General features: G+C 68.4%; 22 protein-coding genes and 1 tRNA gene. 14 read left to right on the top strand and 9 right to left on the bottom strand.

Going from position 1 to position 25897, the window contains the following annotated elements; all coding sequences use genetic code 11:
* Window positions 1-174: 174 nt before the first annotated feature.
* Both AC50YC_RS00455 and AC50YC_RS00450 read left to right on the top strand, forming a co-directional pair.
* Complete coding sequence (locus tag AC50YC_RS00455) at window positions 175-1896, top strand: bifunctional 3'-5' exonuclease/DNA polymerase (protein ID WP_494951688.1); 1722 nt, start codon at window positions 175-177, stop codon at window positions 1894-1896.
* A gap of 144 nt (window positions 1897-2040) precedes the next feature.
* Window positions 2041-2274: a YegP family protein gene (locus tag AC50YC_RS00450; RefSeq protein WP_494951687.1), complete on the top strand. Its 234-nt coding sequence runs from the start codon at window positions 2041-2043 to the stop codon at window positions 2272-2274.
* A 19-nt stretch (window positions 2275-2293) separates the two neighbouring features.
* Here the strand turns inward: AC50YC_RS00450 and AC50YC_RS00445 are convergent, their stop codons facing one another.
* The 3 genes from AC50YC_RS00445 to AC50YC_RS00435 form a co-directional block, all read right to left on the bottom strand.
* Window positions 2294-2992, bottom strand: a complete 699-nt coding sequence (locus tag AC50YC_RS00445; protein WP_494951686.1) for an NUDIX hydrolase — start codon at window positions 2990-2992, stop codon at window positions 2294-2296.
* On the bottom strand, window positions 2989-3759 hold the full coding sequence (gene nth / locus AC50YC_RS00440; protein WP_494952158.1) for an endonuclease III: 771 nt from the start codon (window positions 3757-3759) through the stop codon (window positions 2989-2991). Before nth ends, AC50YC_RS00445 begins: the two co-directional genes overlap by 4 nt.
* Window positions 3760-3891: 132 nt before the next feature.
* Window positions 3892-5256, bottom strand: a complete 1365-nt coding sequence (locus tag AC50YC_RS00435; RefSeq protein WP_494951685.1) for a hypothetical protein — start codon at window positions 5254-5256, stop codon at window positions 3892-3894.
* Between the two features lie 407 nt (window positions 5257-5663).
* Here AC50YC_RS00435 and acs point away from each other — a divergent pair, with 407 nt between their 5' ends.
* Genes acs through AC50YC_RS00420 form a run of 3 tightly spaced genes read left to right on the top strand, consistent with a single transcriptional unit; the run spans window position 5664 to window position 9347 of the window.
* Entirely contained in the window at window positions 5664-7694 is a 2031-nt protein-coding gene (gene acs, locus AC50YC_RS00430) for an acetate--CoA ligase (protein WP_494951684.1), read from the top strand.
* A 43-nt stretch (window positions 7695-7737) separates the two neighbouring features.
* Entirely contained in the window at window positions 7738-8979 is a 1242-nt protein-coding gene (locus AC50YC_RS00425; RefSeq protein WP_494951683.1) for a flavin monoamine oxidase family protein, read from the top strand.
* On the top strand, window positions 8976-9347 hold the full coding sequence (locus tag AC50YC_RS00420) for an SRPBCC family protein (protein WP_494951682.1): 372 nt from the start codon (window positions 8976-8978) through the stop codon (window positions 9345-9347). Before AC50YC_RS00425 ends, AC50YC_RS00420 begins: the two co-directional genes overlap by 4 nt.
* Window positions 9348-9379: 32 nt before the next feature.
* Here the strand turns inward: AC50YC_RS00420 and AC50YC_RS00415 are convergent, their stop codons facing one another.
* Window positions 9380-10357 carry an SMP-30/gluconolactonase/LRE family protein gene (locus tag AC50YC_RS00415; protein WP_494951681.1) on the bottom strand — a complete coding sequence of 326 codons (978 nt, stop codon included), beginning with the start codon at window positions 10355-10357 and terminating at the stop codon, window positions 9380-9382.
* Between the two features lie 188 nt (window positions 10358-10545).
* Here AC50YC_RS00415 and aroQ point away from each other — a divergent pair, with 188 nt between their 5' ends.
* Both aroQ and AC50YC_RS00405 read left to right on the top strand, forming a co-directional pair.
* Entirely contained in the window at window positions 10546-11019 is a 474-nt protein-coding gene (gene aroQ / locus AC50YC_RS00410) for a type II 3-dehydroquinate dehydratase (protein WP_494951680.1), read from the top strand.
* Window positions 11020-11021: 2 nt separating this feature from the next.
* A complete protein-coding gene (locus tag AC50YC_RS00405; RefSeq protein ID WP_494951679.1) occupies window positions 11022-12134 on the top strand; it encodes a DUF2332 domain-containing protein in 1113 nt (370 codons plus the stop codon).
* A gap of 35 nt (window positions 12135-12169) precedes the next feature.
* On the opposite strand, the gene AC50YC_RS00400 is transcribed toward AC50YC_RS00405, so the two are convergent.
* A complete protein-coding gene (locus tag AC50YC_RS00400; protein WP_494951678.1) occupies window positions 12170-13354 on the bottom strand; it encodes a MarP family serine protease in 1185 nt (394 codons plus the stop codon).
* A 207-nt stretch (window positions 13355-13561) separates the two neighbouring features.
* On the opposite strand from AC50YC_RS00400, the gene AC50YC_RS00395 reads away from it, so the two are divergent.
* On the top strand, window positions 13562-14239 hold the full coding sequence (locus AC50YC_RS00395; RefSeq protein WP_011693220.1) for a Crp/Fnr family transcriptional regulator: 678 nt from the start codon (window positions 13562-13564) through the stop codon (window positions 14237-14239).
* A gap of 798 nt (window positions 14240-15037) precedes the next feature.
* On the opposite strand, the gene AC50YC_RS00390 is transcribed toward AC50YC_RS00395, so the two are convergent.
* Genes AC50YC_RS00390 through sp36 form a run of 3 tightly spaced genes read right to left on the bottom strand, consistent with a single transcriptional unit; the run spans window position 15038 to window position 16695 of the window.
* Window positions 15038-15949, bottom strand: coding sequence for an NUDIX hydrolase (locus AC50YC_RS00390; RefSeq protein WP_494951677.1), 912 nt, complete (start codon window positions 15947-15949; stop codon window positions 15038-15040).
* 18 nt (window positions 15950-15967) lie between these two features.
* Window positions 15968-16537, bottom strand: coding sequence for a RidA family protein (locus AC50YC_RS00385; protein WP_494951676.1), 570 nt, complete (start codon window positions 16535-16537; stop codon window positions 15968-15970).
* 2 nt (window positions 16538-16539) lie between these two features.
* Entirely contained in the window at window positions 16540-16695 is a 156-nt protein-coding gene (sp36, locus tag AC50YC_RS00380) for a Sp36 family protein (RefSeq protein WP_494951675.1), read from the bottom strand.
* Window positions 16696-16732: 37 nt separating this feature from the next.
* Here sp36 and AC50YC_RS00375 point away from each other — a divergent pair, with 37 nt between their 5' ends.
* The 5 genes from AC50YC_RS00375 (at window position 16733) to AC50YC_RS00355 (ending at window position 24077) form a co-directional block, all read left to right on the top strand.
* Entirely contained in the window at window positions 16733-19021 is a 2289-nt protein-coding gene (locus AC50YC_RS00375; protein ID WP_494951674.1) for a transglycosylase domain-containing protein, read from the top strand.
* Window positions 19018-19965 carry a metallophosphoesterase gene (locus AC50YC_RS00370; protein WP_494951673.1) on the top strand — a complete coding sequence of 316 codons (948 nt, stop codon included), beginning with the start codon at window positions 19018-19020 and terminating at the stop codon, window positions 19963-19965. Before AC50YC_RS00375 ends, AC50YC_RS00370 begins: the two co-directional genes overlap by 4 nt.
* 271 nt (window positions 19966-20236) lie before the next feature.
* Window positions 20237-22069, top strand: a complete 1833-nt coding sequence (locus AC50YC_RS00365) for an ABC transporter ATP-binding protein (protein ID WP_494951672.1) — start codon at window positions 20237-20239, stop codon at window positions 22067-22069.
* Window positions 22066-23895: an ABC transporter ATP-binding protein gene (locus AC50YC_RS00360; protein ID WP_494951671.1), complete on the top strand. Its 1830-nt coding sequence runs from the start codon at window positions 22066-22068 to the stop codon at window positions 23893-23895. Before AC50YC_RS00365 ends, AC50YC_RS00360 begins: the two co-directional genes overlap by 4 nt.
* Window positions 23896-24000: 105 nt before the next feature.
* A tRNA-Pro gene (locus AC50YC_RS00355) sits at window positions 24001-24077 on the top strand.
* A gap of 142 nt (window positions 24078-24219) precedes the next feature.
* Here AC50YC_RS00355 and AC50YC_RS00350 read toward each other — a convergent pair.
* Window positions 24220-24465, bottom strand: a complete 246-nt coding sequence (locus AC50YC_RS00350) for a hypothetical protein (RefSeq protein WP_494951670.1) — start codon at window positions 24463-24465, stop codon at window positions 24220-24222.
* Between the two features lie 143 nt (window positions 24466-24608).
* Here AC50YC_RS00350 and AC50YC_RS00345 point away from each other — a divergent pair, with 143 nt between their 5' ends.
* Window positions 24609-25877: a helix-turn-helix domain-containing protein gene (locus AC50YC_RS00345; RefSeq protein ID WP_494951669.1), complete on the top strand. Its 1269-nt coding sequence runs from the start codon at window positions 24609-24611 to the stop codon at window positions 25875-25877.
* Window positions 25878-25897 lie beyond the last annotated feature (20 nt).

Raw genomic sequence — 25897 nt, 5'->3', positions numbered from 1 at the left:
GGGGCCTGGGCTCGACGCTGATAGCTGGTGCCGGCTCATGCGGCCACTCTTCCCGCCCCCGGGACCTGCCGTAACCCGCGCCGGCCGCTATGTGGACAACGAACGTCAGTGGATAAGCCACGTCATCGGGCCAGGTGAACGGGGGACGCCGCAGCGCAGGGCAGAATTGATCCTATGTACCTGTTGCTCGCCGCCCACGCCGACGGCGCAGCCCTCCAGGAACTCACCGCGGACGGCGCCCCGCACCCATCCACACCGGAACCCCGGACCGTGAGCGCCGCAGAGCTGACCGGCGTCGTGCGTGAACTCGAGCTGCGGAGGCCGCGCTGGATCTGGCACCGCACCCAGGACTGGTACCCCGCCCTGCTGGCCGCCGGGGTCGAGCTGGAACGCTGCTACGACCTCACCTTGTGCGGCGCGATCCTGGCCCACTCGGAGTTCACCGCCCACACCGCGTATGCGCAGAACGCGGAGAAACTGGTCCAGGACGATGAGCTGCAGCCGCCGCGCGCGCTGCAGCCGCCTCCCCCGCCGGCTGACCAGGGCGCGCTGTTCGATGATCCGGGCGTGCGCAAAACACCCCGCCACAGCCCCGAGAATCTCCGCGCCGAATTCGCCGCCCAGCAGCAGGCGCTGGACCAAGTGGGTGCGGCCGGCGTCGAACGCCTCAGCGACAACCGCAAGCAGCGCCTCCAGCTGTTGCTCGCGGCAGAGTCCGCCGGCGCCATGATCGCGGCGGAAATGCAGCATACCGGTGTGCCGTGGCGCGAGGAACTGCATGAGCAGATTTTGGCGGACTACCTCGGCCCCCGGCCGCCCCTGGGCCACCGTCCGGCCAAGCTGGAGGCGCTCACCGCCGAGCTGCGGCAGCTGCTGAATTCCCCTTCGCTGAACCCGGACTCGCCGCAGGAGCTCATGCGGGCCCTGCACCGGAACGGCATCGAAGTGAAGACCACCCGGCAGTGGGAATTGAAGGAATCCAGCCATCCGGCGATCGAGCCGCTGCTGGCCTTCAAGAAACTCTCCCGCTTGCACGCCGCCAACGGCTGGGCCTGGCTGGATGCCTGGGTGAAGGACGGCCGGTTCCGGCCGGAGTATGTGGTCGGCGGAGTCGTGTCCGGCCGCTGGGCCTCCCGCGGCGGCGGGGCGCTGCAGATTCCGCGCCAGATCCGTGGCGCCGTCCATGCCGATCCGGGCCACAAGCTGATCGTCGCCGACGCCTCGCAGCTGGAGCCCCGGGTGCTCGTGGCGCTCGCGCAGGACTCCAAGATGGCTGAGGCCGCGCGCGACAAGGACCTGTACGCCGGTATCGCCGCGCAGGGATTCGGCGGCGACCGCGCCAAGGCCAAAGTGGCGCTGCTCGGAGCGATCTATGGAGCAACAACCGGCGAGTCAGGGCGCCTGATGCCGCAGCTGACCCGGACCTACCCCCGTGCCGTGGGCTTCGTGGAGCAGGCAGCCCGCGAAGGCGAGGCCGGCAGGACGGTCACCTCCCGGCTGGGCCGCAGCAGCCCGCCGCCGTCCGAGCGCTGGCTGCAGAGCCAGCAGTCGACCAGCGCCGAGGAACAACGCCGGGCGGATTCGATCGCCCGTTCGCGGGGCCGGTTCACGCGCAACTTTGTTGTCCAGGGGTCCGCGGCGGACTGGGCGGCCTGCTGGCTGGCAGAATTGCGACGCCGGCTGCGCGCCATGCGCGCGGACGGTGGCCCCGCCGGGGAACTGGTGTTTTTCCTGCACGACGAGGTCATGGTCCACTGCCCCGAGGCCGCGGTGGCCGACTGCATCCGGGCCATCGAGGAAGCCGCGAACGCCGCCAAGGAACTGCTGTTCGGCCGGATCCCCGTGGAGTTCCCGGTGAGCGTCGCGGTTGTGGACTCCTACGACAACGCGAAATAAACCTGCGGAGTCGCCCGCCGTAACGTACCCGCCGGTAGCGTTGAGAACCGTGCCTGACGGCGGCTACGCTCGAAAAGGCCGCTTATCGATCCGACATCCGCCGGCCTTGCAACGACGCAAAGTTTTTTGGGAAGGCAGCACATTTTGGCTGGCATTTTTGAGATCGCCGAGGCCGGCGGGAAGAAGTACTTCTTCAAGCTGACGGCATCCGACGGCACGGTGGTCGCCGTTTCACCACTGTTCAACACGATCAAGGGCGCGGCCGCAGGCATCACCGCCGTGCGGGAGAACGCCGCCACCGGGCTGATCGTCGACAAGTCCCAGGCCCGCGGCAAGTCCGCCCCCAAAAGAACGGCACAGGGTCCGGTGCCAGGCTGACTCCCCGCTGAACCCGGCCTCAGCCGTCGAGCCTGCTCCAGGTGTCCACGCTGAGCAGGCTCTCGCGGTCCCAAGGGACCGCCCACCCCAGCTGGTCGAAGAGTTGGCTGAGGATCATGCCGGTGAAGCCCCAGACCACGACGTCATTGACGGTAAACGCAGGGCTCAGGAACGTCTGATTTGCCCGGGTCACGGTGGCCATCACACGGTTGTCCGGGTCCAGCAGATCCCGGACCGGAACGCGGAACACTTGGGCGGACTCGCCGTAGTCCACTACCCGCACGGGCGACTGGGATGCCCACCAGCCCAGCACCGGGGTCACCAGGAAGTTTCCGCGGGGAAGTGCAAGTTCCGGCATCACGCCGAGGACCTCGACGCCGGCCGGATCCAGCCCGGTTTCCTCTTCCGCTTCCCGCAGGGCGGCGCCGATGACGGATTCGCCCGGGTCGATCCCGCCGCCGGGGAACGCGACCTGGCCCGGATGGTCATCCAGGGTATGGGCACGCTGCAGCAGCAGGACATCCAGATCGGCCGGGGCGAGGAGTTTGACCGAGGTGGCCGGGACGTCGTCGAGGGAGCCGAAAAGCATCAGCACGGCCGCACGGCGGATCCGCCCCCCGGACTCGACAGGGATTTCCCGCCAGCGCGGATCGGGGGGCGGCGCCGTGCCGGCGTCCACCGCAGCCAGCAGGTCAATGAGGTCCTGGCGGGCCGTCACAGTGGCTTCCTTTGGGATTCCATCCGGATTTCCGCGGCCCGGTGCGTTTCTGTGAGGAGCTTCGACAGCAGCTCCTCCTGCCCCGGGGCGAGCTCGTACTTCAGCAGCTTCCTGGCCTTGTCGGGGTCCGTCTCCCCCATCCCGTAGCTCGGGCACCAGTTCGCGACAGCGCAGGCGCCGCAAGCCGGCTTGCGGGAATGGCACACCCTCCGGCCGTGGAACACCACCCGGTGCGAGAGCATGGTCCAGTCCCTGGGCTCGAACAGTTCCGCGACGTCGGACTCGATCCGCACCGGGTCATCGGACTCGGTCCAGCCGAAGCGCCGGGCGAGCCGGCCGAAATGGGTGTCCACCGTGATCCCGGGGACGCCGAAGGCGTTGCCGAGCACCACGTTCGCGGTTTTCCGCCCGACGCCGGGAAGCGTCACCAGATCCGCCAGCCGGCCCGGCACCTCGCCGTCGTACTCATCCACGAGCCGGTTGCACAGCGCCATCAGGTTCCTGGACTTGGCGCGGAAGAACCCGGTCGGTTTGATGATGGCCTCCAGCTCGGCCGGGTCCGCCTCGGCCATGCTCCGCGCGTCCGGGTACCGGGCGAACAGCAGGGGCGTGATCTGGTTGACCGTCACATCCGTGGTCTGGGCCGACAGCACCGTGGCCACCACCAGCTCAAACGGGCTTCGGAAGTCGAGTTCCGCGTGGGCGTACGGATACTGTTCCGCCAGCGCCTTGTTGATTCGGCGTGCGCGCCGCTTCAACCCCAGCAGGGACTCCCCCGCGGCCCGCGCAGCCCGCGCGCCGGCACTTTTGGTGCCCGCGCCCTTGGTGCCCGTGCTTGTGGGGTTGGCCACGGCGCTGCCGGGGCCTGACGTGCTGGACTCGCTGGCCACGGGGGCTGACTAACCGCGTTCGATGTTGCTGAGGTCGCGGAGCACGCCCACGCGGCCGTCTGTGTGCTGCACCAGGAATTCGTGACCCCGGTCCTCCAGGGCGAGCACCCAGCCGCCGGGTTCGATCACAAAAGCTGCCGTGCCGCTGTGCTCATCCACGGCGGTGCGGGGCTGGGCGACGGCGAACCAGAATGCCTCGTGCACGACCGGGGCGTTATGGTCCTCGGGGCGGTGTGCCGGGTCGACGGTGGCGCCGATCGGCTCCTGCTGGCGCACCTGCGGGTTCACCGTGGTGGGGGCACTGGTGCCTGACGTGGCGGGCACCTCGGCGGCCCGGGTTTCCTCAGCCGCCGAAGCGGCCCGGGGATCCTTGGGCTGCTCGTCCGCGGGGGCAGAGGCGCCCGGGGGCACGACGGCGCCCGCGTGGGTCTGTTCCGCCGGGGACGGCACCTTCGACCCGGTCGCGGCGGGCACGATACCCGCGACGTGGGTTTCCGGAGCGCTGACGACGGGCGTAGGCGCGGCGGCCCGGGCCGGTGCCTCCTGGCCCGCGGCGGGCGTCGCAGCTGCGGGGCGGACTGCGGATGAGCCCGTTGCGGCGCCCGAAGCTGCTGCTGCGCCGGGAGCACCCGAGGCGCCGGCTGACGCTGCGGCACCGGACTGTCCGCCCGAGGTCATCCGCTTCGCCCAACCGGCGACGGCGCTGGTACCGGCGGCCTTCGGCGCGGTGTCGTCCTTGGCTTCTTTCGGCTCCTTGGGGGCGCGCGGCTTACGGACGGGGACCGCCGACTCGCGGGCCACGACGTGGGCGGGCACTTCTGCGCGGTCCAGGAAATCTCCGGCGAAGAAAGGAATCAGGCGGCCCAGCACGGTGGCCGCGAGGAGCCCGAGGGCGCCGATGAGGGCCAGCAGCATACTCGGGACGTAGGCGCCCGCGACGGCGAGGAAGAAGAACGCAACGGCGAAGGATGCCACCACGGAGCCGAACTGGTCCACCGACAGGGAGCCGATCCGGATCTTTGTTCCGGGGCTGAGGCGACGTGCCACGAAAAGGGCGGCAACAATCACCGGCAGCAGGATCCCGAGACCCAGGAAGAAGAGGCTGCCCAGGTTCCACAGGTTGTAGCGGACGGCAAACATCGGGATCAGCGAGGCGACAAAGAGAATCAGCGTGGAGCCGAAAACAGTGAGATCGCGGATGGTGAACGGTCCGAGGACCGCTTCGTTCTTCTTCCCGGCCGACTTCCCATTTGCCTTGTCTGCCTTGTCCACCGTGAATCGGGGTGCTTCCCCGAAGCCGCCGGACCGGTCCGCGCCACCGTTGCCCTGGCTTTGGGCGGGCGGCTTGAGCTGCCCGTTTGTTTGCTCGTTCATTCGGTTCTCCTTAGCATGGCGGCACTCTGGACAGCACCGTCTAACGGCAGGCCGAGCTGGGACCGCGAGCGGTCCTGTCGCCTCCATCGGATGTCACAATTCCATCTCAGCCTAGTCAAGTGGCCCGCCGATCACTAGCTGACAAGCCGGGGACGGCGGCATGGAGTCGGGCCGCGGCAGAGCCTCCGCGGGCCGCCCCGCCACCATTCGTCGCTTAACAAACACCGCTCACGGTTCGCTGTGTGACGCGGCACACGTTGGGGCCGGCGCAGGCGTTAGTGTGTATTTCGGAACAGCTCTTTGCGGTACGTCCGTGACCAGCCGATGCCCGACGACGCGCAAGCGGCCCGGCGCTGCGGCGGAACGGGGTACCGCGTAGCACGGATCGATGAATGATGAGGTTCACCATGTCCCAGCAGACCCCCGGCTCCACGACGACGCAGGCCCGCCAAGGCGATGCCTTTGAAAACCTGTCGCAGGAAAACCGCAAGTTCGCCCCCTCCCCCGAGTTCGCCGCCGACGCGGTGGTCACCGCCGCGGATTACGCCGAGGCCGATGCCGACCGGCCCGCCTTCTGGGCGAAGCAGGCCCGCGAGCTGCTGACCTGGTCCAAGGACTTCAGCCAGGCCCTGGACTGGTCCACGCCGCCCTTCGCCAAGTGGTTCGTCGGGGGCGAGATCAACGCCGCCTACAACGCGCTGGACCGCCACGTCGAGGCCGGGAACGGGGACCGCGTCGCCATCTACTTCGAGGGCGAACCCGGCGATACCCGCACCTACACCTATGCCCAGCTCACCGAAGAGGTCAAGAAGGCCGCCAACGCCTTCGAGTCGCTCGGCGTCGCCAAGGGCGACCGGGTGGCCGTGTACCTGCCGATGATTCCTGAGGCCGTGATCACGCTCCTGGCCTGCGCCCGGATCGGCGCCATCCACTCGGTGGTCTTCGGCGGCTTCTCCGCCGAGGCGCTCCGCTCCCGGATCGACGACGCCGAAGCCAAGCTCGTCGTCACCGCGGACGGCACCTACCGGCGCGGCAAGCCCAGCGCACTCAAGCCCGCTGTCGACGAGGCGCTCGCCCACGAGGGGGATGGTAGCGGCCACACCGTGCAGAACGTCGTCGTCGTCAAGCGCAACGGCCAGGACGTCGACTGGCACGGGGGCCGGGACCACTGGTGGGCCGACACGGTCGGGACCGCCTCCGCCGAGCACACCGCCGTCGGGCATGACTCGGAGCACCCGCTCTTCATCCTTTACACCTCCGGCACCACCGGCAAGCCCAAGGGCATCCTGCACACCACCGGCGGCTATATCGCCCAGGGCGCCTACACGCACAAGGCCGTCTTCGACCTCAAGCCGGAAACGGACGTCTACTGGTGCACGGCCGACGTCGGCTGGATCACCGGGCACTCCTACGTCGCCTACGCCCCGCTCATCAACGGCGCCACCCAGGTGATCTACGAAGGCACCCCGGACTCCCCGCACCAGGGCCGCTGGTGGGAGATCGTGGAGAAGTACAAGGTCTCCATCCTCTACACCGCCCCGACCGCCATCCGGACGTTCATGAAGTGGGGCAAGGAGATCCCGGCCAAGTCGGACCTCTCCTCGATCCGTGTCCTGGGCTCCGTCGGCGAACCCATCAACCCCGAAGCCTGGATGTGGTACCGCGAGGTCATCGGCGGCAACGCCGGCAAGAACGGCGAGCGCAAGGAAAACCCGGCGCCGATCGTGGACACCTGGTGGCAGACCGAAACCGGCGCGCAGATGATCGCACCGCTGCCCGGCGTGACGGCCACCAAGCCCGGCTCCGCCCAGGTCCCGCTGCCCGGCATCGCCGTGGACGTCGTGGACGAGGCCGGCGAGTCCGTGCCCAACGGCTCCGGCGGCTACCTCGTGATCCGCGAGCCGTGGCCGGCCATGCTGCGCGGCATCTGGGGCGACCCGGAGCGCTTCAAGGAAACCTACTGGTCCCGCTTCGAGACCATGTACTTCGCCGGGGACGGCGCCAAGAAGGACGAGGACGGGGACATCTGGCTGCTCGGCCGGGTCGATGACGTGATGAACATTTCCGGCCACCGGCTCTCCACCGCCGAGATCGAATCGGCGCTGGTCAGCCACCCTGCGGTGGCGGAGGCCGCCGTCGTGGGCGCCGCGGACGAGACCACCGGCCAGTCGGTCGTCGCCTTTGTGATCCTGCGCGGCGACGCCGTGGACACCGGGGACGCGATCGTGCAGGAACTCCGGAACCACGTCAGCAAGGAGATCGGGCCGATCGCCAAGCCCAAGACCATCCTTGTGGTGCCCGAACTGCCCAAGACCCGCTCGGGCAAGATCATGCGCCGCCTGCTCAAGGACGTCGCGGAAGGACGCGAAGTGGGCGACGCCACCACCCTGGCCGACAACACCGTCATGGCCCAGATCGCGCACTCGCTGAGAAAGTGAGCAAGCACCCGGCCCGGGCGGCCCAAGGCGGAACGTTGCAGCGATGACGGACGCGTGTGACGTGCTGGTGGTCGGCGCCGGCCTGGCCGGGTTGCAGTGCGCCCGGGAGCTGCAGGCTGCCGGGCGCGATGTGCAGGTGTGGGAAGCCTCCGACGACGTCGGAGGCAGGATACGGACCGACCGGATCGACGGCTTCCTGGTGGACCGCGGGTTTCAGGTGCTTAATCCCGCCTATCCTGCGGTCCGCCGGTGGGTCGACGTCGAGGCCCTGTCGCTGCAGGCTTTCGGCGCCGGACTCCGGGTCCGCCGGCAGGACACCCTCGCGGTGCTCGCCCACCCCGTGCGCGAGCCTGGCCTGATTCTGCAGACCCTGCGCAGCGGACTGCTGAACCCCCGCTCCGTCGCGGGGCTGCTGCGGTGGGCCGCCCCGGCGTTTGCCAGTCGACGGCGGCATCCCGGCAGCGACGTGCCGCTGCGGGATGCCCTGGACCGGGCCGGATGCTCGGGCGAACTCCGCAGGGCAGTGGACCAGTTCCTCGCCGGAGTCCTGCTGGAGGACGACGGCAGCACCTCCAACGAATTCGCGCTGCAGCTGGTGCGGGTCTTTGCGACCGGGGTGCCCGGATTGCCGCGCGACGGTATGCAGGCGCTCCCCCGGCAGCTGGCGGCCGCCCTCACCACACCGGTCCGTACCTCGACCCGGGTGGAGTCGATCACTCCGGACGGAGACGCGGCCCTGGTCACCGCCGCTGGTTCCAGGATCCGGGCCCGCCACGTTGTCCTCGCCGCGGATCCGGTCACCTCCGCCAGGCTGGCCGGCGGCACCGTGCCGGCCATGAAGGGGGTACTGACGCACTGGTTCGCTGCCGACGCGCCGCCCAGCGGGGTGGACATGCTCTATGTTGACGGCCGCGCGCACGCGGGCGGGCCGCTGGTCAACGCGGCTGTCATTTCCAACGCGGCACCGAGCTACGCCCCCGCCGGGCGGCACCTGATCCAGACGTCCGCGCTGTTGGGCCCGGGCCGGCCGGTTCCGACCGACGACGACGTCCTCCGCCACGCAGCGGAACTTTTCAGCTCCTCCACGGCCGGCTGGGAGCTGGTGGCGAGGCACGAGGTCCCGCAGGCCCTGCCCCTTCAGCCGCCGCCGCTCCGGTCCCAGCAGCCGATGGAGGGCCCGTCCGGGTTGATCATCTGCGGGGATCACCGGGAGACGGCGTCCATTAACGGTGCGCTCGTCAGCGGCCACCGCGCCGCACTCGCAATCCTCGGACGGCCCCGGTGACTTTCTCCGTGTCACGCCGGGTCGCCGCGCCCACGGAGGACGTCTGGGCCCTGCTCACCGACACCGGGAAGTGGCCGGACTGGGGGCCCTCCGTCACAGGCGCCGAGCCGGCAACCGGAGGGCTGGCGCTCGGCAGCCGCGGGAAGGTCCGCACTGTCGTGGGCGCGGCGCTGCCGTACACCGTGACGGCGTTTGAGCCCGGACGGTACTGGGCCTGGTCTGTGGCGGGGATCCCGGCCACCGGCCACCGCGTCATTCCGCAGGACGGCGGCTGCCTCGTCACCTTCACGGTCCCGTGGTGGGCCCCCGCCTACCTGCCGGTGTGCGCCCTGGCGCTGCGCCGGATCGAGCGGCTCGCAACACGTTAGGAGCTCGTGCCGCCGCCGCTTAGCCCGGGATCTTAGCCGCGGGAGCAGGCTGCGACGAGGACCACCTCGAAGCTGGTTGCTGAGGGGGTGGCGAATTTGGCGTTGACCAGGGCGAGAGTATCGCCGAACAGCGCCGCCGTCGTCGGGACGTCGAAGTCCTTGCTGGTGATGACTTCCTGCACCTCTCCGCTGCGCAGCGACCTGCCCAGGTCGATCCGGCTGACCTGGTTGAGGAAGTTCTGCACGGCCCACAGGGTGTCGTCACGGATGACGATGCCGTCCACGTTCGCCAGGGTGACCGGGGCCCCGGAGGAGTCCGTGAAGTCGATCAACCTGTTCGATCCGTTGTCCGGGTCCACGCTGTAAAGGGCTCCGCGGCCCGTGTGCGCGACGATCAGCCGGTGGCCATCTTTGGCGGCGGCGATGCCGTTGAGGTTGAACCCCCCGTCCACGGTGCCGGCAGGTGCGTCGAGTGCCAGTGTCCGGGCGGCGCCGGGTTTCCCGTCGTGGCTGATCGGGATCCGGTAGAGCTCACCGGCGCGGGAGTTGGTGAACCACGCGCCGTCGTGGGTCAGGGTGACGTCGTTGATGAAGCCGGCACCGGCCGGCGCCAGATCGTAGACTTTCACGGTTTTCTTCGTGTCCAAATCATAGACATAGGCCTGGCCGGTGCCGCCGCCCGCGACGAACAGCAGGTCGTTATCCTGATCAACCTTCATGCCGACGGCTGCCCTGCCCTCCGGCGCCGTGATGAACAGTTTTGCCTTGCCTCTGTCGATATCCCCCCGGAAGATGTTCCCGCTGAGCAGGTCTCCGGCGAAAAAAGTGTTGCCCTCCCCTGCGGCGATGCCTTCAGCGCCGGTGGCGCCGGGGAGTCTGATCACCGAGGTCCGGTCATCCCGGTCCGCTCGGGCGGCGGTCGCCAGGGGCGCCGGCACAAGGAACGCCGCAATGGCGAGGATGCCCACGGCGACCCTTCGGATTGATTTTCCTGCCTGAATGTTGCGCATGATTTGCTCCGAGATCGGGCTGTCCGCGCGAGCTGACCAGTACGGGAGCTCCGCACGATGGTCCTTCCAGTTTAGGCAGGCGGGCCGGTGCAGGCCAGAGCCGGCAGGCCGCTGAACGGGCTGTCATCTGCGTGCCGTTTTCCGCCGCCGGGGCGTCAGCCGCAATGCAACGCGATACATTGGCAGGCATGAGCGAAGCCACCCCCGCCGGCGCCGGCCGCGGCACCATCCTGGTCCTCAACGGACCCAACCTGAACCTGCTCGGCACCCGCGAACCCGAGAAATACGGCACCGCCACACTGGCCGACGTCGAACAGCTCGCCAAGGACACCGGCGCGGCGCACGGTCTCGACGTCGAGTGCTTCCAGTCCAACCATGAGGGTGCCCTCGTGGACGCCATCCATGCCGCCCGAGGGAAGGCCGTCGGCATCGTCATCAACGCCGGCGCGTACACGCACACCTCGGTGGCCATCCGGGACGCCATCTCCGCGGTTCAGCTGCCCGCCGTCGAGGTCCACATCACCAATGTCCACGCCCGTGAGGCGTTCCGGCACCACTCGTACCTCTCGGACATCAGCAAGGCCGTGATCGCCGGCGCAGGGATCCTGGGCTACCGGTTCGCCGTCGAGTACCTCGCCGGGCTGCAGGCCAGCCGGGACTGAGCATGTCCCCCGTTGATCCGGCCCGCGGGGAACCGGTCCGCGGGGAACCGGCCCGCCTCGGATCCGGCAGTGTGGAGTCTGCCGGCGAGGAGTCTGCCGGTGTGGAGTCTGCGACGGCGCAGTGGTACCGGCACTTCGGCACTGTGGACGCGCCCGGCAACTCCGACTGCTACGCCGAATGGTCGGTGGGCATCGCGGGGGACCCGGAGCTGCTCCGGCGGATCGACGAGTGGCCGTACAACAAGCGCCAGCCCCTGCTGATGCTCGCCGCCGCCCGCTTCCTGGGCGCACGGATCAGCCCCTACCCGGGCTTCCGGGCGTTCCTGGACGCGCACTGGCAGGACCTCTCGCGGATCGTGCTCACCCGCGCCACCCAGACCAATGAGGCCGGGCGCTGCGCCACCCTGCTGCCGTCCCTGGCGCAGATCGCCAGCGCCGGCGGGCGCCCGCTGGCGCTCATCGAGGTCGGGGCCTCCGCCGGGCTCGCCCTGTTTCCGGACCGCTACGGCTACGCGTACAACGCCGGTCCCGTGGTTACGCGGCTGGCCCCGGCCGGCGCCGCGGCCGGCAGTTACCCGGTCCTGGGCTGCGCCGTCACCGGCCCGGTCCCGCTGCCGGCGGAGCTCCCGCAGGTGGTGTGGCGTGCGGGGATCGACCTCAACCCCCTCGACGTCCGGAACCCCGGCGATGTCGCCTGGCTGGAGGCGCTGATCTGGCCCGAGCAGGACTTCCGCCGCGAGCGGCTGCGCCGGGCGATCGCGATTGCCCAGGCGGATCCGCCCCTGCTCGTGGCCGGGGACCTCAATGACCAGCTGCCCGCCCTGGCAGCGCGGGCGCCGTCGAACGCCACCCTGGTGGTCTACCACAGCGCGGTCATGGCCTACCTGGACGCGGGGGCGCGGGACCGGTTCCGGGCCACGATCGCGCGGCTGGCCGCCGAGCGCGGCTGCCACTGGCTCTCCAACGAGGGGCACACGGTGATCATCCAGGCGGATGGCTCCAGCGTGGTCCCCGAAATGGACGAGTCCCGGCTTCGCGGACGGTTCCTGCTGCTGCACAACGGGAACCCGACGGCGATCGCCGGCCCGCACGGCCAGAGCCTGGAGTGGCTCTGACCGTGGCGCCCCACGGGCTTAGGCCGCGTTCCCTGTTACTTCTGGATGCACTGGCCCGGGGAGACAGCGTTGCCGAGGCCTGGGGCCTGGGCAGCCACGGGTCCCAGATCCGCCATCGTGATGGCATAGCCCAGCGAGGATTCGCCCGTGGCCTTCGCGAAGATCACTCCCGCGACCTGGCCGTCGGTGGTGAGCAACGGGCCGCCGGAGTTCCCCGGCTGGACGTCTCCGGCGATCCGGTACACATCCGCCGGCGCGGGGTTGTCGCCGTAAATGTCCGGGACCAGCACCGTCGCAATGTCCTGCACCGTGGCCGGCTTTGACTGGAACGGGCCGCCATGGGGGTAGCCGGAGAACGCTGCCGGGCTGCCGGCCGGCAGTTCGGATCCGAGCGGCAACGGGGCGGAGCGCAAACCGTCCACGGCAACAACCGCGAGGTCGTGTTGGGCGTCGAAGTACACCACGCGCCCGGGCAGCGCGCCGCCGCCGGGAATCTCCACCACCGGCTCCGGCACGCCGGCGACCACATGGGCGTTCGTGACGACCCGGCCCGGCGACACCACGAAACCGGTTCCGGTCTGGTTCTGACCGCACTGGTAGGCGGTTCCCGCGATCTTCAGGACCGACGCCGCGGCCCGGTTCAGGGCGGGGGTGTCGGTGCTGGCATCCGGGACCACCACCGGCTCGCCCTGCCCGATTCCCTCAAACAGCGTCGGGATGCCGTTGCCGATCACGGCGGACCGCAGCTGGGCCATGGAGGTCTTCAAGGGCACGGGGGTCGCGCCGTCAATGAAGCGGATCACCTTGGACTCAGCGAGCGGCTGCGAGACGAAGGGGACGCCGAGCGCCCCGATGCTGAAGGCCAGCATCGACATGACCAGGGCGGACACCACCACGTTGACGCCGCCGCCGGCCAGCCGGTCAATGGACCGGAGCGGTTGGATCCGGACGACGCTGCGGATCCGGTGGCCGATTGCGGTGCCCAGACCGTGCCCCAGGACCATGAGCAGCACGGCGGTGGCAATGATCGCCGTGAGGCGCCAGCCGCTATCCTCCACCAGGCCGCTGACGATGGGGACGGACACAAAGGCGGCCACAGCTCCTGCGGCGAACCCTGCGATGCCGCCGACGGTGACCAGGAAGCCGTTGCGGAGGCCGTGGAACAGGTAGGACAGCAGCGTCACGATCAACACGAGGTCCAAGATGGTCAAGCCGAACACCAATGCTCCTTTTAGGCAGGTAAGCCCCAATTCTACCGGCGCCGGCTGACAGTTTGCCGCGCGCAGGCGGAGCCCGGAGCCGGGCCAGACTCTCCCCCTGGCACGACGTTTGGCGCGTTTCGGTGCCAAGTACGTCACAGATGCGCCAAAATTCTGAAACAATGGCTGAAGCGCCCCAGCCGACACAGTTTTTAGTCAGGAGATTTCATGGATATCGAGGTATTGCGCCGCGCACCCCTTTTCGCCACGCTCGACGACGAGGCGTTCCGTCTGCTGACGGACGAACTCACCGAGGTGGACCTCTCACGCGGAGCCTCGGTATTCCGGGAAGGCGACCAGGGCGACCAGCTCTATTTCATCGTCTCCGGCAAGGTCAAGCTCGGACGCACGTCCCCGGACGGCCGGGAGTCGCTGCTGGCCATCCTCGGCCCGGGCGAGCTCTTCGGCGAAATGGCGCTGTTCGATCCGAGCCCGCGTACCGCCACAGCCACGGCCGTCTCGGAAACACGCCTGGCCGGGCTGAAGAATGAGAGCCTCAACGCCCTGCTGCGCACCCGCCCGGAGGTTTCGGCGCAGCTGCTGCAGGCCCTGGCCCGCCGCCTGCGCCGCACCAACGATTCCCTGTCCGACCTGGTCTTCTCGGACGTTCCGGGCCGCGTAGCCAAGGCACTCCTGGACCTGGCGGACCGCTTCGGCCGGCCCGCGACCGACGGCGTGCTGGTGGCGCACGAGCTCACGCAGGAAGAACTGGCCCAGCTGGTCGGAGCATCCCGTGAAACGGTCAACAAGGCCCTCGCCGAATTCGTGCAGCGCGGCTGGCTGCGCCTGGAGGCCCGCGCCGTCGTCATCCTTGACATGCAGCGCCTGCGCCAGCGCTCCCGCTAAGCCTGATTGGCATCACCCCGAAGGCCGGCCCGTGAAAACGGCGCCGGCCTTCGGCGTTTAAGCCTGATGAGCGCTCCCGCAGTGGGACATGCCCCTTGTTGGTCTCCCCGCCCGCGGGACATGCCCATTCCTGGGTGCAACGAGTGGACGCAATGCCATCATGTCCACCCGCCCGGCCCAGCAGGGAACATGCCCAGCGGCGGGGCGGGGTGAGCGGAGGGCATGCTCATTCCGGGCCTCCGGCTCCATAGGACATGCCCATTCCTGGGTGCAACGAGTGGACGCAATGCCATCATGTCCACCCGCCCGGCCCAGCAGGGAACATGCCCAGCGGCGGGGCGGGGTGAGCGGAGGGCATGCTCATTCCGGGCCTCCGGCTCCATAGGACATGCCCATTCCTGGGTGCAACGAGTGGACGCAATGCCATCATGTCCACCCGCCCGGCCCAGCAGGGAACATGCCCAGCGGCGGGGCGGGGTGAGCGGAGGGCATGCTCATTCCGGGCCTCCGGCTCCATAGGACATGCCCATTCCTGGGTGCAACGAGTGGACGCAATGCCATCATGTCCACCCGCCCGGCCCAGCAGGGAACATGCCCAGCGGCGGGGCGGGGTGAGCGGAGGGCATGCTCATTCCGGGCCTCCGGCTCCATAGGACATGCCCATTCCTGGGTGCAACGAGTGGACACAATGCCATCATGTCCACCCGCCCGGCCCAGCAGGGGACATGTCCAGCGGCGGGGCGGGGTGAGCAGAGGGCATGTCCAGCGGGAAGCCGGGCCCTGGGTGCCCCGCCCGGGTCAGCGTTCGCGCTGGGGTATTCCGGCGACGGTCTTGGCCGCCTCGACCTCCAGCATGAGCTGGCCGTCTTCCTCGACAAGCTTCGGCTGGTAGACGTGGGCCTTGCGCTTGTAACTCAGGTAGGCGATGCAGCCGTTGGCGGCGGCCATCTTCTCAAGCATGATCTCCGAACCGGGAACCAGCAGTTCGCCGAGACTGCGTCCGACCGTGTTCTCCTGGCCTACCTCGTCACCGAGCGCGGAGATGTTCCGGCCTTCGACGACCTTGCGGACGCACACCCAGCGGCCCCACACACCCTTGCTGGCCAGCAACGACGGCTGCTGGTTCATCGGCACCGTGGCCGCGAAATAGCGGGTGTTGAAGCGGCGGTGCGCGAAGTCCGGGCTGAGCCAGTTGACCAGCGGTTTCAGCAGGTCCGTCCGCACCGAGAGGCCGCGTTTCGCGAGCACCTCCGTGAAGGACTTCTCCTGCTCCGCTACCGCCACCCGGGCCCGCATCCATTCGGCCGAGGACGTCGCCTCCACCGTGGTGGACAGGTCCGGTCCGGCCAGAAGGATGCCGGTTTCCTCGAACAGTTCACGGATGGCGCCCACCACGTGGCGGCGCGCGAGTCCGACGTCGGCCGTCCCCATGTGCTCGGCCCAATACTGCGGCGAGGGGCCCAGCCAGCCGACGGCGTCGTCGTCGGAGGCCTCCAGCGACCCGCCGGGAAAAGCGAGGACACCCAGCGGTGAGGACCCGGGCCGGTAGCCCAGCCAGGTCTCCAGGCCCGTGGGCGAGTCGCGCAGCAGCACAACCGAGGACGCGAACCGGGCCGCGCGGGGGGTGCGTTCGCCGTGTTCAATCCAGCTGCGGGCCGCCCCCTCAAGATCCGGGGGAAGGGCAAACAGGCGTCGGGCTAATTGGGGCACGGGAAACGGACCTGGCCTCTAGGCGAATTCAGCGATCAGTTCGACTTCAACCGGGGAGTCGAGGGGAAGAACTGCAACGCCGACGGCGGAGCGTGCGTGCTGGCCGGCGTCGCCAAGGACCCTGCCGAGCAGTTCGGACGCGCCGTTGATGACACCGGGCTGGCCGGTGAAGGACGGGTCCGAGGAGACGAACCCGACAACCTTGACGATCCGGGTGATCCGGTCCAGGTCCCCGATGACGCTTTTGACGGCGGCCAGGGCGTTGACGGCGCACACCGCGGCATACTGTTTGGCGGCTTCCGGCGAGACCGTGGCTTCGTCCGACGCGCCTTCGGCCCCGGAGGAGACCTTGCCGGTCGCCTCGAGCTTGCCGTTGATGAACGGCAGCTGGCCGGAGGTGTAGACGTGGTTGCCGGAGATCACAGCGGGGACGTAGGCGGCAACCGGGGCGGCGACCTCCGGCAGGCTCAGGCCAAGCTCGGCCAGGCGCTGCTCGACGGCGGACGGCGCGCCCGCTTCGGCAGTGCTGTGGGCCGGCGTTCCGGAGCCCTCGGTGGCGCCCGGGGCGGCCGATGCGGGGGTGCTCATGACTACGGCTTCTCCCGCTTCAGGTAGGCAACGAGGCCGTTTCCTTCGGGGCCAGGGACAACCTGGACAAGCTCCCAGCCGTCGTCACCCCACTGGTCCAAAATCTGCTTTGTGGCGTGAATAATGAGCGGAATCGTGGCGTACTCCCATTTGGTCATGAGCTAAAGCCTAGTCCTTGCCGGTAAAGTGGAAAACATGGCGACTGGTAAGAACCCTTTATTTGACACGGCCACCACCCTCGGAAAGATCCTTCTTTTCCTGGGCGTGAGCGCCATTTGTGGCGTCCTGGTGGCGGGACTGCTGGTCCCTGCGGCCGCCGTCACCGGCAGCTCGGCGAGCGGATCGATCAAGTTCTTCGAGACCCTGCCGGCCGAACTGCAGGTCGACCCGCCGAGCCAGTCGACGTCGATCCTGGCGTCCGACGGCAGCGTGATCGCCAACCTCTACGCCGAGAACCGCACCCGGGTCTCCCTCGACCAGATGTCGCCGTATGTGAAGGACGCGGTCATCGCCATCGAGGACAGCCGCTTCTATGAGCACGGCGGCGTGGACACCACCGGCATCATGCGCGCCCTCGTCAGCACGGCCCGCGGCAACCGGCAGGGCGCGTCGACCATCACCCAGCAGTACGTGAACAACGTCATCAACTCCTCCCTCGAGGCCGAGGGCAAGAGCGACCAGGTCCTGCTCAACGGCGTGAACAAGGGCGTCGGCGACAAACTGCGGGAAATGAAGCTCGCCATCGCGCTGGAGAAGAAGTTCACCAAGGAGCAGATCCTTGAGGGCTACCTCAACATCGTGTTCTTCAACCGCGACGCCTACGGCATCGAGGCCGCCTCCAAGTTCTTCTTCAGCACCACGGCCAAGGATCTGACCCTGCCGCAGGCCGCCCTGCTGGCCGGGCTGGTCAACAGCCCCTCCTTCTTCGACCCGATCAACAACCCGGAGAACGCCCAGGCCCGCCGCGACCTGGTGCTCCAGTCCATGCTGACCCAGGGCAAGATCCAGCAGGCCGATTACGACGCCGCCGTGGCCACCCCGGTGGAAACGAAGGTCACGCCGGCGCGCCAGGGCTGCGCCTACTCGGCGACGGCCCCCTACTTCTGCGACTACGTGCTGCACCTGCTGCTGAACAACCCGGCCTACGGCGCCGACGCCGAAGAGCGCGAACGGAAGGTCTTCCGCGGCGGCCTGACGATCAAGACCACCCTGGACCCGAACGCCCAGGCGGTGGCGCAGGCCCAGGTTGAGGGCTCCGCCGGCGAGAACCCGGACAAGTGGGGCGCGTCATTGGTCTCCGTGCAGCCGGGGTCGGGCAAGATCATCTCGATGGCCCAGAACACGCAGTTCCTGGAGGCCGAGGGCAAGTTCAACAACGTCATCAACTTCAACGTGGACATGCGGGACGCCCAGGGCAACGACCTCGGCGGCCTGGGCGGTTTCCAGCCCGGTTCCACAATGAAGCCGTTCACCTTCGCTCAGTGGCTCGACGAAGGCAAGTCCATGAACACCATCCTCAACGGCTCCGTGCGCAGGTACCCGCTGAACTACCGGTGGAAGAACACCTGCCCCACCCGGGTCGACGGCGCCTACAACACCGCGGAAGAGGGCCTCGGCGCGGCCAAGGACCTGCAGAACGCCGAAGAGGGCTATTACAAGAACATGAGCGTCGTCGACGGCCTGGCGAACTCGATCAACACCATGACCTTCGCCACGGCGGCGCAGGTGGACCTCTGCGGCATCCAGAAAATCGTCGATGCCGCGGGAATCCACGCCGGACAGACCAACGAGCCGGTTCCGATGACGCGCTTGTCCAACCTGCTCGGCGCCACCCAGACCTCGCCGCTGACCATGGCCAGCGCATTCGCCACCTTCGCGAACGACGGCAAGTACTGCGAGCCGATCGCGATTGAATCGGTGACCGACGCCAGCGGCGCCCAACTGCCGGCCCAGGCCGCCAGTTGCCGCGACGCGATCAAACCTGAGGTTGCCCGCGGCGTGAGCTTCGCGCTGCAGGAAGTCCTCAACCGCGGTTCCGGCTCGCTGATCCAGCCGCGGATCTCGACCCGGACCAGCTTCCCGATCGCCGCCAAGACCGGCACCAACGACCCCAACAACTCCACTTGGGTCGTCGGCTACACCAGCGGCCTGGCGACGGCGTCCTGGTTCGGCGACGCGCTGGGCGGCCAGGACCGGCCGGGACGCAACCTGACCCTCAATGGCAAGTTCTACAAGGCCATTGACGGTTACATGATCGCTGGCCCGCAGTTCTCCAACTACATGACCCAGGTGGCGCCGGCCTACGGCACCGACCCGTTCAAAGCCCCGCCGTCGAGCCTGGTGAACGGTCCGGCACCGACACCGGCCCCCCGGCAGTCCACGCAGTCGACGCCGGCGCCGTCCAGCTCGGCACCGTCCAGCCCGGCGCCGAGTGAGCCCGCTCCGCCGGGCCAGGACAAGAAGGAAGACGAGCCCAAGCCGTGACCGGGCTTGAGACGCTGGCAAGCCGCGCCCGGAGCATCGGGCGCGGCTTTGCCGTCACCGCCGCCGCCGGTGCCGTGACCGGTGCGGCCGCCGCCGGATACGGGCTGTGGGAGAAGAACCAGTTCGTCCTGCGCGAAGAGACCCTGCCGATCCTCCCGGCCGGGTTCGGCCCCATCCGGGTGCTGCACCTGAGCGACATCCACTTCGTGCCCGGCCAGCACCGCAAGGCCGAGTGGCTGTCCTCGCTGGCGGAGCTGGCGCCGGACCTGGTGGTGAATACCGGCGACAACCTCAGCCATGTCAAAGCGGTGGAGCCCCTGCTGGAGTCGCTGCGCCCGCTGATGAAGTTCCCCGGCGTCTTCGTTCCCGGCTCCAACGACTACTTCGCGCCGCGGCTGAAGAACCCGGCGGCGTACTTCCTGGGGCCGTCCTCGAAGCCCAAGGAACCGGCCACGCTTGACTGGCCGCGGCTCCGGGCCGGCTTCGGCATGGGCGGCTGGGTGGACCTGACCAACCGCTGCCAGTCGCTCGTGATCAAGGGCCTGCGCGTTGACTTTTCCGGCGTGGACGATCCGCACCTGGGCCTCGAACGGTACGCCGGCTGGCCCCGGGGCACCAAGGGCCAGGACACCAAACCGCACCTGCGGGTCGCCGTCATCCATGCCCCGTACCAGCGCGTCCTGGACCACTTCACCGAGGACGGCGCCGACGTGCTGCTGGCGGGGCACACCCACGGCGGCCAGATCTGCGTGCCGGGCTTCGGGGCCCTCGTCGCCAACTGCGACATCCCGACCTGGCGCGCCAAGGGACTGCACGACTGGGACAGCAAGGGACGCACGACGCCGGTTAACGTCTCCGGCGGCATCGGCACCTCGCGCTTCGCCCCGGTCCGGATTGCCTGCAAGCCCGAAGCCGTGCTGCTCACGCTCACCGCCCGTCCCTGAGCCTGCCCGGCTCCCCCGCCACCACGGGACATGCCCTCCCGTGGACGCCACCGCTGGACATAGTGGGCTTATGTCCACTCCCGGTACACGGAACTGGACATGTCCCGCTTGCAACGCGGGACGGCGCAGCATTGCGGAATGTAATTACTGGGCGAGATCCTGATGCTGTCCATATTCATGTGAACCCGGTCACCAGATGGCCTAGGGTAGTTGCTACAGGAAACTACATCCAGTTGCGTTAGATATCCGCACGTGTGTTTAAGAAGCAGGCATGGCCAAGCAGACCTCATTTTTCTCCTCCATCAGCCGTCTCTACCCCCACGTCAAGCCGATTATTCCGCGGCTGATCCTTGGGCTGATCTGCGCCCTGCTCGCCAGCTTGGTGGCCCTGACCATCCCCCAGGTGCTGCGGGTGCTGGTCAACGAATCGCTCCAGCCCGGCGGCAGCGCCGACGCGGTCTGGATCGCCTCCGCCCTTATCCTGGGCCTCGGCATCGCCGAAGCCGGCCTCGTGGCGCTGCGCCGGCAGTTCGTGATCAACCCCGCCACCACGGTCGAGACGCGGATGCGGGTGTCCCTCTACGACCACCTGCAGGACCTGACGGTCTCCTTCCATGACCGCTGGGGCTCCGGCCAACTGCTCTCGCGCGCCATGACGGACCTGAACTTCATGCGCCGCTGGATGGCTTTCGGCGCCATCATGCTCGTGGTGACCACGCTGACGGTCGTGATCGGCGTCGTGGTGATGTTCACGATGAGCTGGCAGCTGGCCCTGATCTTCCTCGCCGCCGCCGTGCCGATCATGATCTATGGCTTCCGGTTCCGCACCCGTTTCAGCAAGGTGGCCCGCCGCAGCCAGGACCAGGCCGGCGACCTCGCCACCACGGTCGAGGAATCGGTGCACGGGATCCGCGTGCTCAAGGCGTTCGGCCGCAGCCGCGAGGCGCTGGAGAACTTCAACGAACAGGCCGAAGAGCTCCGCCAGACGGAGATCGTCAAGGCCAAGCACCTCGCGACCTTCAGCCTCGTCGTCACCCTCCTGCCCGAGCTGGCCCTCGGAGCCGGCCTCGTCGTCGGTGTCATGCTGGCCTCCACCGGCGAGCTGAGCATCGGCGCCCTCGTGGCGTTCTTCGCCACAGCCGCCGTGATCGCCACCCCGGTGGAGTTCTCCGGCATGCTGCTGGCCATGGCCCTCACCGCCAAGACCGCAGTGGACCGCCACTTCGAGGTCATGGACTCGGAGAACACCATCACCAGCCCCAACCAGCCCCGCCGCCCCGCCGAGCTGAAGGGTGCCCTCAGCTTCAACAGCGCCACCTTCGCCTATGAGGACGCTCCGGACAAGCCGATCCTCCAAGACATCAACCTGGACATCAAGCCCGGCGAAACGATGGCCCTGGTGGGAATCACCGGCAGCGGCAAAAGCGCCCTGCTCCAGCTGGTCCCCCGGCTCTACGAGGTCACCGACGGGTCCATCACCATCGACGGGGTGGACCTGCGCGAATTCAGCGTCGAAGAGCTCCGCACGGTGGTCGCCGTCGCGTTCGAGGACACCACCCTGTTCTCCAGCTCGGTCCGCGACAACGTTCTGCTCGGCGCCCCGGCCGGCCTGCCGGCCGAGCGCCGCGAGGACGCCCTCGAGGAGGCGCTCGACGTCGCCCAGGCCCACTTCGCCTATTCGCTCCCGGACGGCCTGGACACCCTGATCGGTGAGGAGGGGCTCAGCCTCTCCGGCGGGCAGCGGCAGCGCATCGCCCTGGCCCGGGCCATCGCCGCCCGCCCCAAGATCCTGGTCCTGGACGATCCGCTCTCCGCCCTCGACGTCCACACCGAGGAACTCGTCGAGGCCAGGCTGCGGCAGGTGCTCTCCGACACCACGACGCTGATCGTGGCCCACCGGCCCTCCACCGTGGCACTGGCGGACCGGGTGGCGCTGCTGGAGGACGGCCGGATCACCGCGGTCGGCACCCACACGGAACTGCTCGCGGAGAACCGCCACTACCGCTACGTGATCGCCAGCCTCGACCCGGAACCGCGGGACCTGGACTCGGATCTGATTGACTCCGAACTGTCAGGCTTCAACGCCGAGGAGGTTTCCCGATGAGCAGCGCAACCTTCGGCACCGCGAACGAGGACAACGCGCACCTGTCCAAGAGCGAAAGCAAGACCGTTCGGCGTCGTTCCCTGGCCCTGCTGGGCTCGCTCATCCGTCCGGTCCGCCGGCGGTTCTGGCTGACCATTGCCGCCGTCGTGCTGTCCCAGGCGGCGCGGGTCGCCGGGCCCGCGCTGATCGCCTTCGGCATCGACCGGGCACTGCCGGCCCTGCGCGCCGGCGACAACCTCCCGCTGCTGCTGACCGGCGCCGCCTACCTCGCCGCCGCCGTTGCGACGGCGTGCCTCACCGCCCTGTACGTGACCTCGACGGCGAGGCTGAGCCAGGCGATGCTGCTGGACCTGCGCGTCCGGGTCTTCCGGCACACCCAGCGCCTCAGCCTGGAATTCCACGAAAAGTACACCTCGGGGCGCATCATTGCCCGGCAGACCTCGGACCTGGAGGCGCTGCGCGAACTCCTGGACTCCGGGATCAGCTCACTGGCCTCGGGGATGCTGTTTATGGTGTTCACGGCCGTGACGGTGTTCGCCCTCGACTGGCGGAGCGGGCTCCTGGTCCTGGCCGCCGGCGTGCCGATGTACTTCCTGGCCCGCTGGTACCAGAAGCACTCCCAGATCGCGTTCCGCGAATCCCGCGTTGTCTCTGCCCGGCTGATCGTGCACTTCGTGGAAACCATGACCGGCATCCGCGCGGTCAAGGCATTCCGCAAGGAACGCGAAAACGCCTCCCGCTACGCCGAACTCTCCGAGGACTACCGCAAGGTCACGGTCCGTTCCATCAACCTCAACGGCATCTTCCAGCCCGGCCTGGTGCTGATCGGCAACGTCTGCGTCGCCGTCGTCCTGCTCTTCGGCGGCTTCCGGGTGCTCAGCGGCGAGCTCGCCGTCGGTGTGCTGCTGGCCCTGATCCTGTCCACCAAGCGCTTCTTCCAGCCGGTGGACCAGATGGCCATGTTCTATAACTCCTTCCAGAGCGCCCAGGCCGCGCTGGAGAAAGTCTCCGGGCTGCTCGAGGAGGTTCCCACCGTCCGGCCGCCCAAGAACCCGGTGGCCCTGCGCGATGCCAAGGGCGCCATCGACTTCAACGGGGTGGAATTCCGCTACGGCGACGGCCCGGTCATCATCCCCACCATGGACCTGCACATCCCCGCCGGGCAGACGGTGGCGCTGGTGGGCCAGACCGGCGCCGGCAAGTCCACCTTTGCCAAGCTGATCGCCCGCTTCTACGACGTCTCCGCCGGTTCCCTCACGCTCGACGGCGTGGACCTGCGGGAGCTTGCGACGGCGGATCTGCGCCGGAACGTCGTGATGGTCACCCAGGAGGCCTTCCTGTTCAGCGGCTCCGTCGCGGACAACATCGCCCTGGGCCGGCCCGGGGCCTCCCGCGAGGAGATCGAGGCCGCCGCCAAGGCCGTGGGAGCCCACGACTTCATCCAGGAGCTCCCGGAAGGCTACGACACGGACGTCAACAAGCGCGGCGGCCGCGTCTCCGCCGGGCAGCGCCAACTGATCAGCTTCGCCCGCGCTTTCCTGGCCCGTCCCGCCGTCCTGATCCTGGACGAGGCCACGTCCTCACTGGACATCCCGTCCGAGCGGCTCGTGCAGGCCGGCCTCGCCGGGCTGCTGCACGGGATCGGCGCCGACAGCGGCCGGACCGCCCTCATCATCGCGCACCGGCTGTCGACGGTGGAGACGGCCGACCGGGTCCTCGTGGTCCACGACGGGCGGGTCGTTGAGGACGGCACCCCGGAGCAGCTGATCGGCGGCGGCGGCCGCTTCGCCCAGCTGCACGGGGCCTGGAAGGACTCGCTGGTCTGAGACGCCCAGGGTTGCGCGGCGTCCGTTGCGGGGCGCCGGCCGCCCGATTTCGCATCCGGGGTCCTGATCGGATACTCTTGTGAAGTTGCTTTTGAAGTAACGGATCGGGATGTGGCGCAGCTTGGTAGCGCGCGTCGTTCGGGACGACGAGGTCGCAGGTTCAAATCCTGTCATCCCGACCAATCAAGAAGAGGGTCTTCCAGCTGGAAGGCCCTCTTCTTTGTGTGCACGGGTCTCCGGCTGCCCGCCCGGCCCATCGGCCGGCATAAAAATAGCTCCGGGACAGGGTTCGCACCTGTCCCGGAGCTTTCAGAAACCTGTTGCCTACATGGGGTCGGGCCAGTTGCCGATGTTGGTGGAGAAGGTCATCGGGTCCGGCCAGTTGCCGATGGCCGAGAGGCTGCCCTGGGTGGAGCTCATGGGATCGGGCCAGTTGCCGATCGCCAGGGTGCTGTTGCCCATGGGATCGGGCCAGTTGCCGATGGCATTGACGGACAGGACTGCGGGAGCCGCTGCGGAGAGAGCCAGCGCCCCCGCCAGGGCGACGGAAGCTGCAATCTTCTTGATCATGTGGTTCCTCAATACGGGTCGGAAACGCGAGTCGGACACATTACAAAGCCAGTACGAGCCCTTGTTGACATACATTGTAAAATGGCTTGCACAGAGACTGTCAAGCATTTAGTACAAAGACTGTCCGGAATTAGGAGGTATCCGTGGGGAACGGATTCGGGGAGAAACTCCGAGCGGAACGGCTCGAACGCGGCCTGACGCAAGCGGAATTGGGCCGCGATCTGTACTCGCCCAGCTACATCTCCCTGTTGGAGACCGGGCGCCGTGAACCGACCGCGGATGTGATCGAGGAACTGGCCCGGCGGCTCGAACTCGCCCCCAAGGCGCTGGAGGCGTGGAGCCAGCCGGTGTCGGTCAGCGACGCCGAGTATGTTCTCGCGGGCCTCTATGCCCGCCAGGCCTGGGACCTCAGGGATTACGCGCTGGCGGCAACCCACGCCGCGGCTGCAGCCCAGATTGCCCTCGAGGCCAAGAACACCAGCGCCTGGTGGAACATGACCTACATGCAGGCCGAGTGCCTGATGAAGCAAGGCCAGCTGAAGGAATGCCAGGACCTTGTGCAGCGGCTGCTGGACCATCCGATGGCCGCCGAATCGGCAGGCCTGGGGGTCCGCGCGCAGCAGATGCTCGCGGCCGTGTGCCACGGCCAGGGTCAGTTGGCAGTCGCCGTCGAACACGCGCAGGAAGCCGTGCGGCTCTGCGCCGAGCTGCCCAAGGGTTCCACCCTGATCATTGGCGCGCTGCGCGCCCTCATCGGTGCTCTGGCCGAAAGCGGCCGGCTGGATGAGGCGTGGGAGTACTGCCAGGCCATGAACGAGCAGATGGATGACCACTCCATGACCCAGCTCGCCGGCGAGGTCGCCTGGGTGATCGGGAACGTTGCTTTTATGCGCCATGACTACACCGAGGGCATCAAATATCACGAGCGGGCGGCCCAGCTGCTCTCCCCCGCCAACGACATCGACCTCTGGGCGCGGTTCAACAAGGCCTCGGCCGCGGTCCGGCTGTCCTCCGGGATCGTGGAACCTGAGACCCTGACGTCGATCGAGCGTGCCGAGCTGGCGCTCTCGATCGTTGGCGGCAACAAGACGGACCAGCTCGAGGTCGCGTTCATCCGGGCCCGCTGGCTCTACCTGACCGGTGACATCGTGGCAGCAGTGCAGAAACTGCGCGAAATCCACGCCGAAAAGGATGCGCTCGCCAAGCACGTCGCCGGCGAGGTGGCGCTGCTGCTCGGCAAGGCGCTTAAGGCTGCCGGCGAATCCGACGAGGCCCTCGTCTATCTCCAGGAAGCCCAGAAGGAATTCAGCGCAGCCGGCGCCTCGGACCGGGTCCAGCAGGCGATGGACGCCGTGCTCGAAATCCGGCTCGCCCAGCGCCGCGCGCAGGCCGCCTCGCCCACCGGAACCTAGCCGGCGTGGCCCGCGCGACG

Source organism: Pseudarthrobacter sp. MDT1-56 (assembly GCF_059383555.1).
The sequence above is the reverse complement of the archived record's forward strand: the minus strand, read 5'-3'. Positions and strand labels throughout refer to the sequence as shown.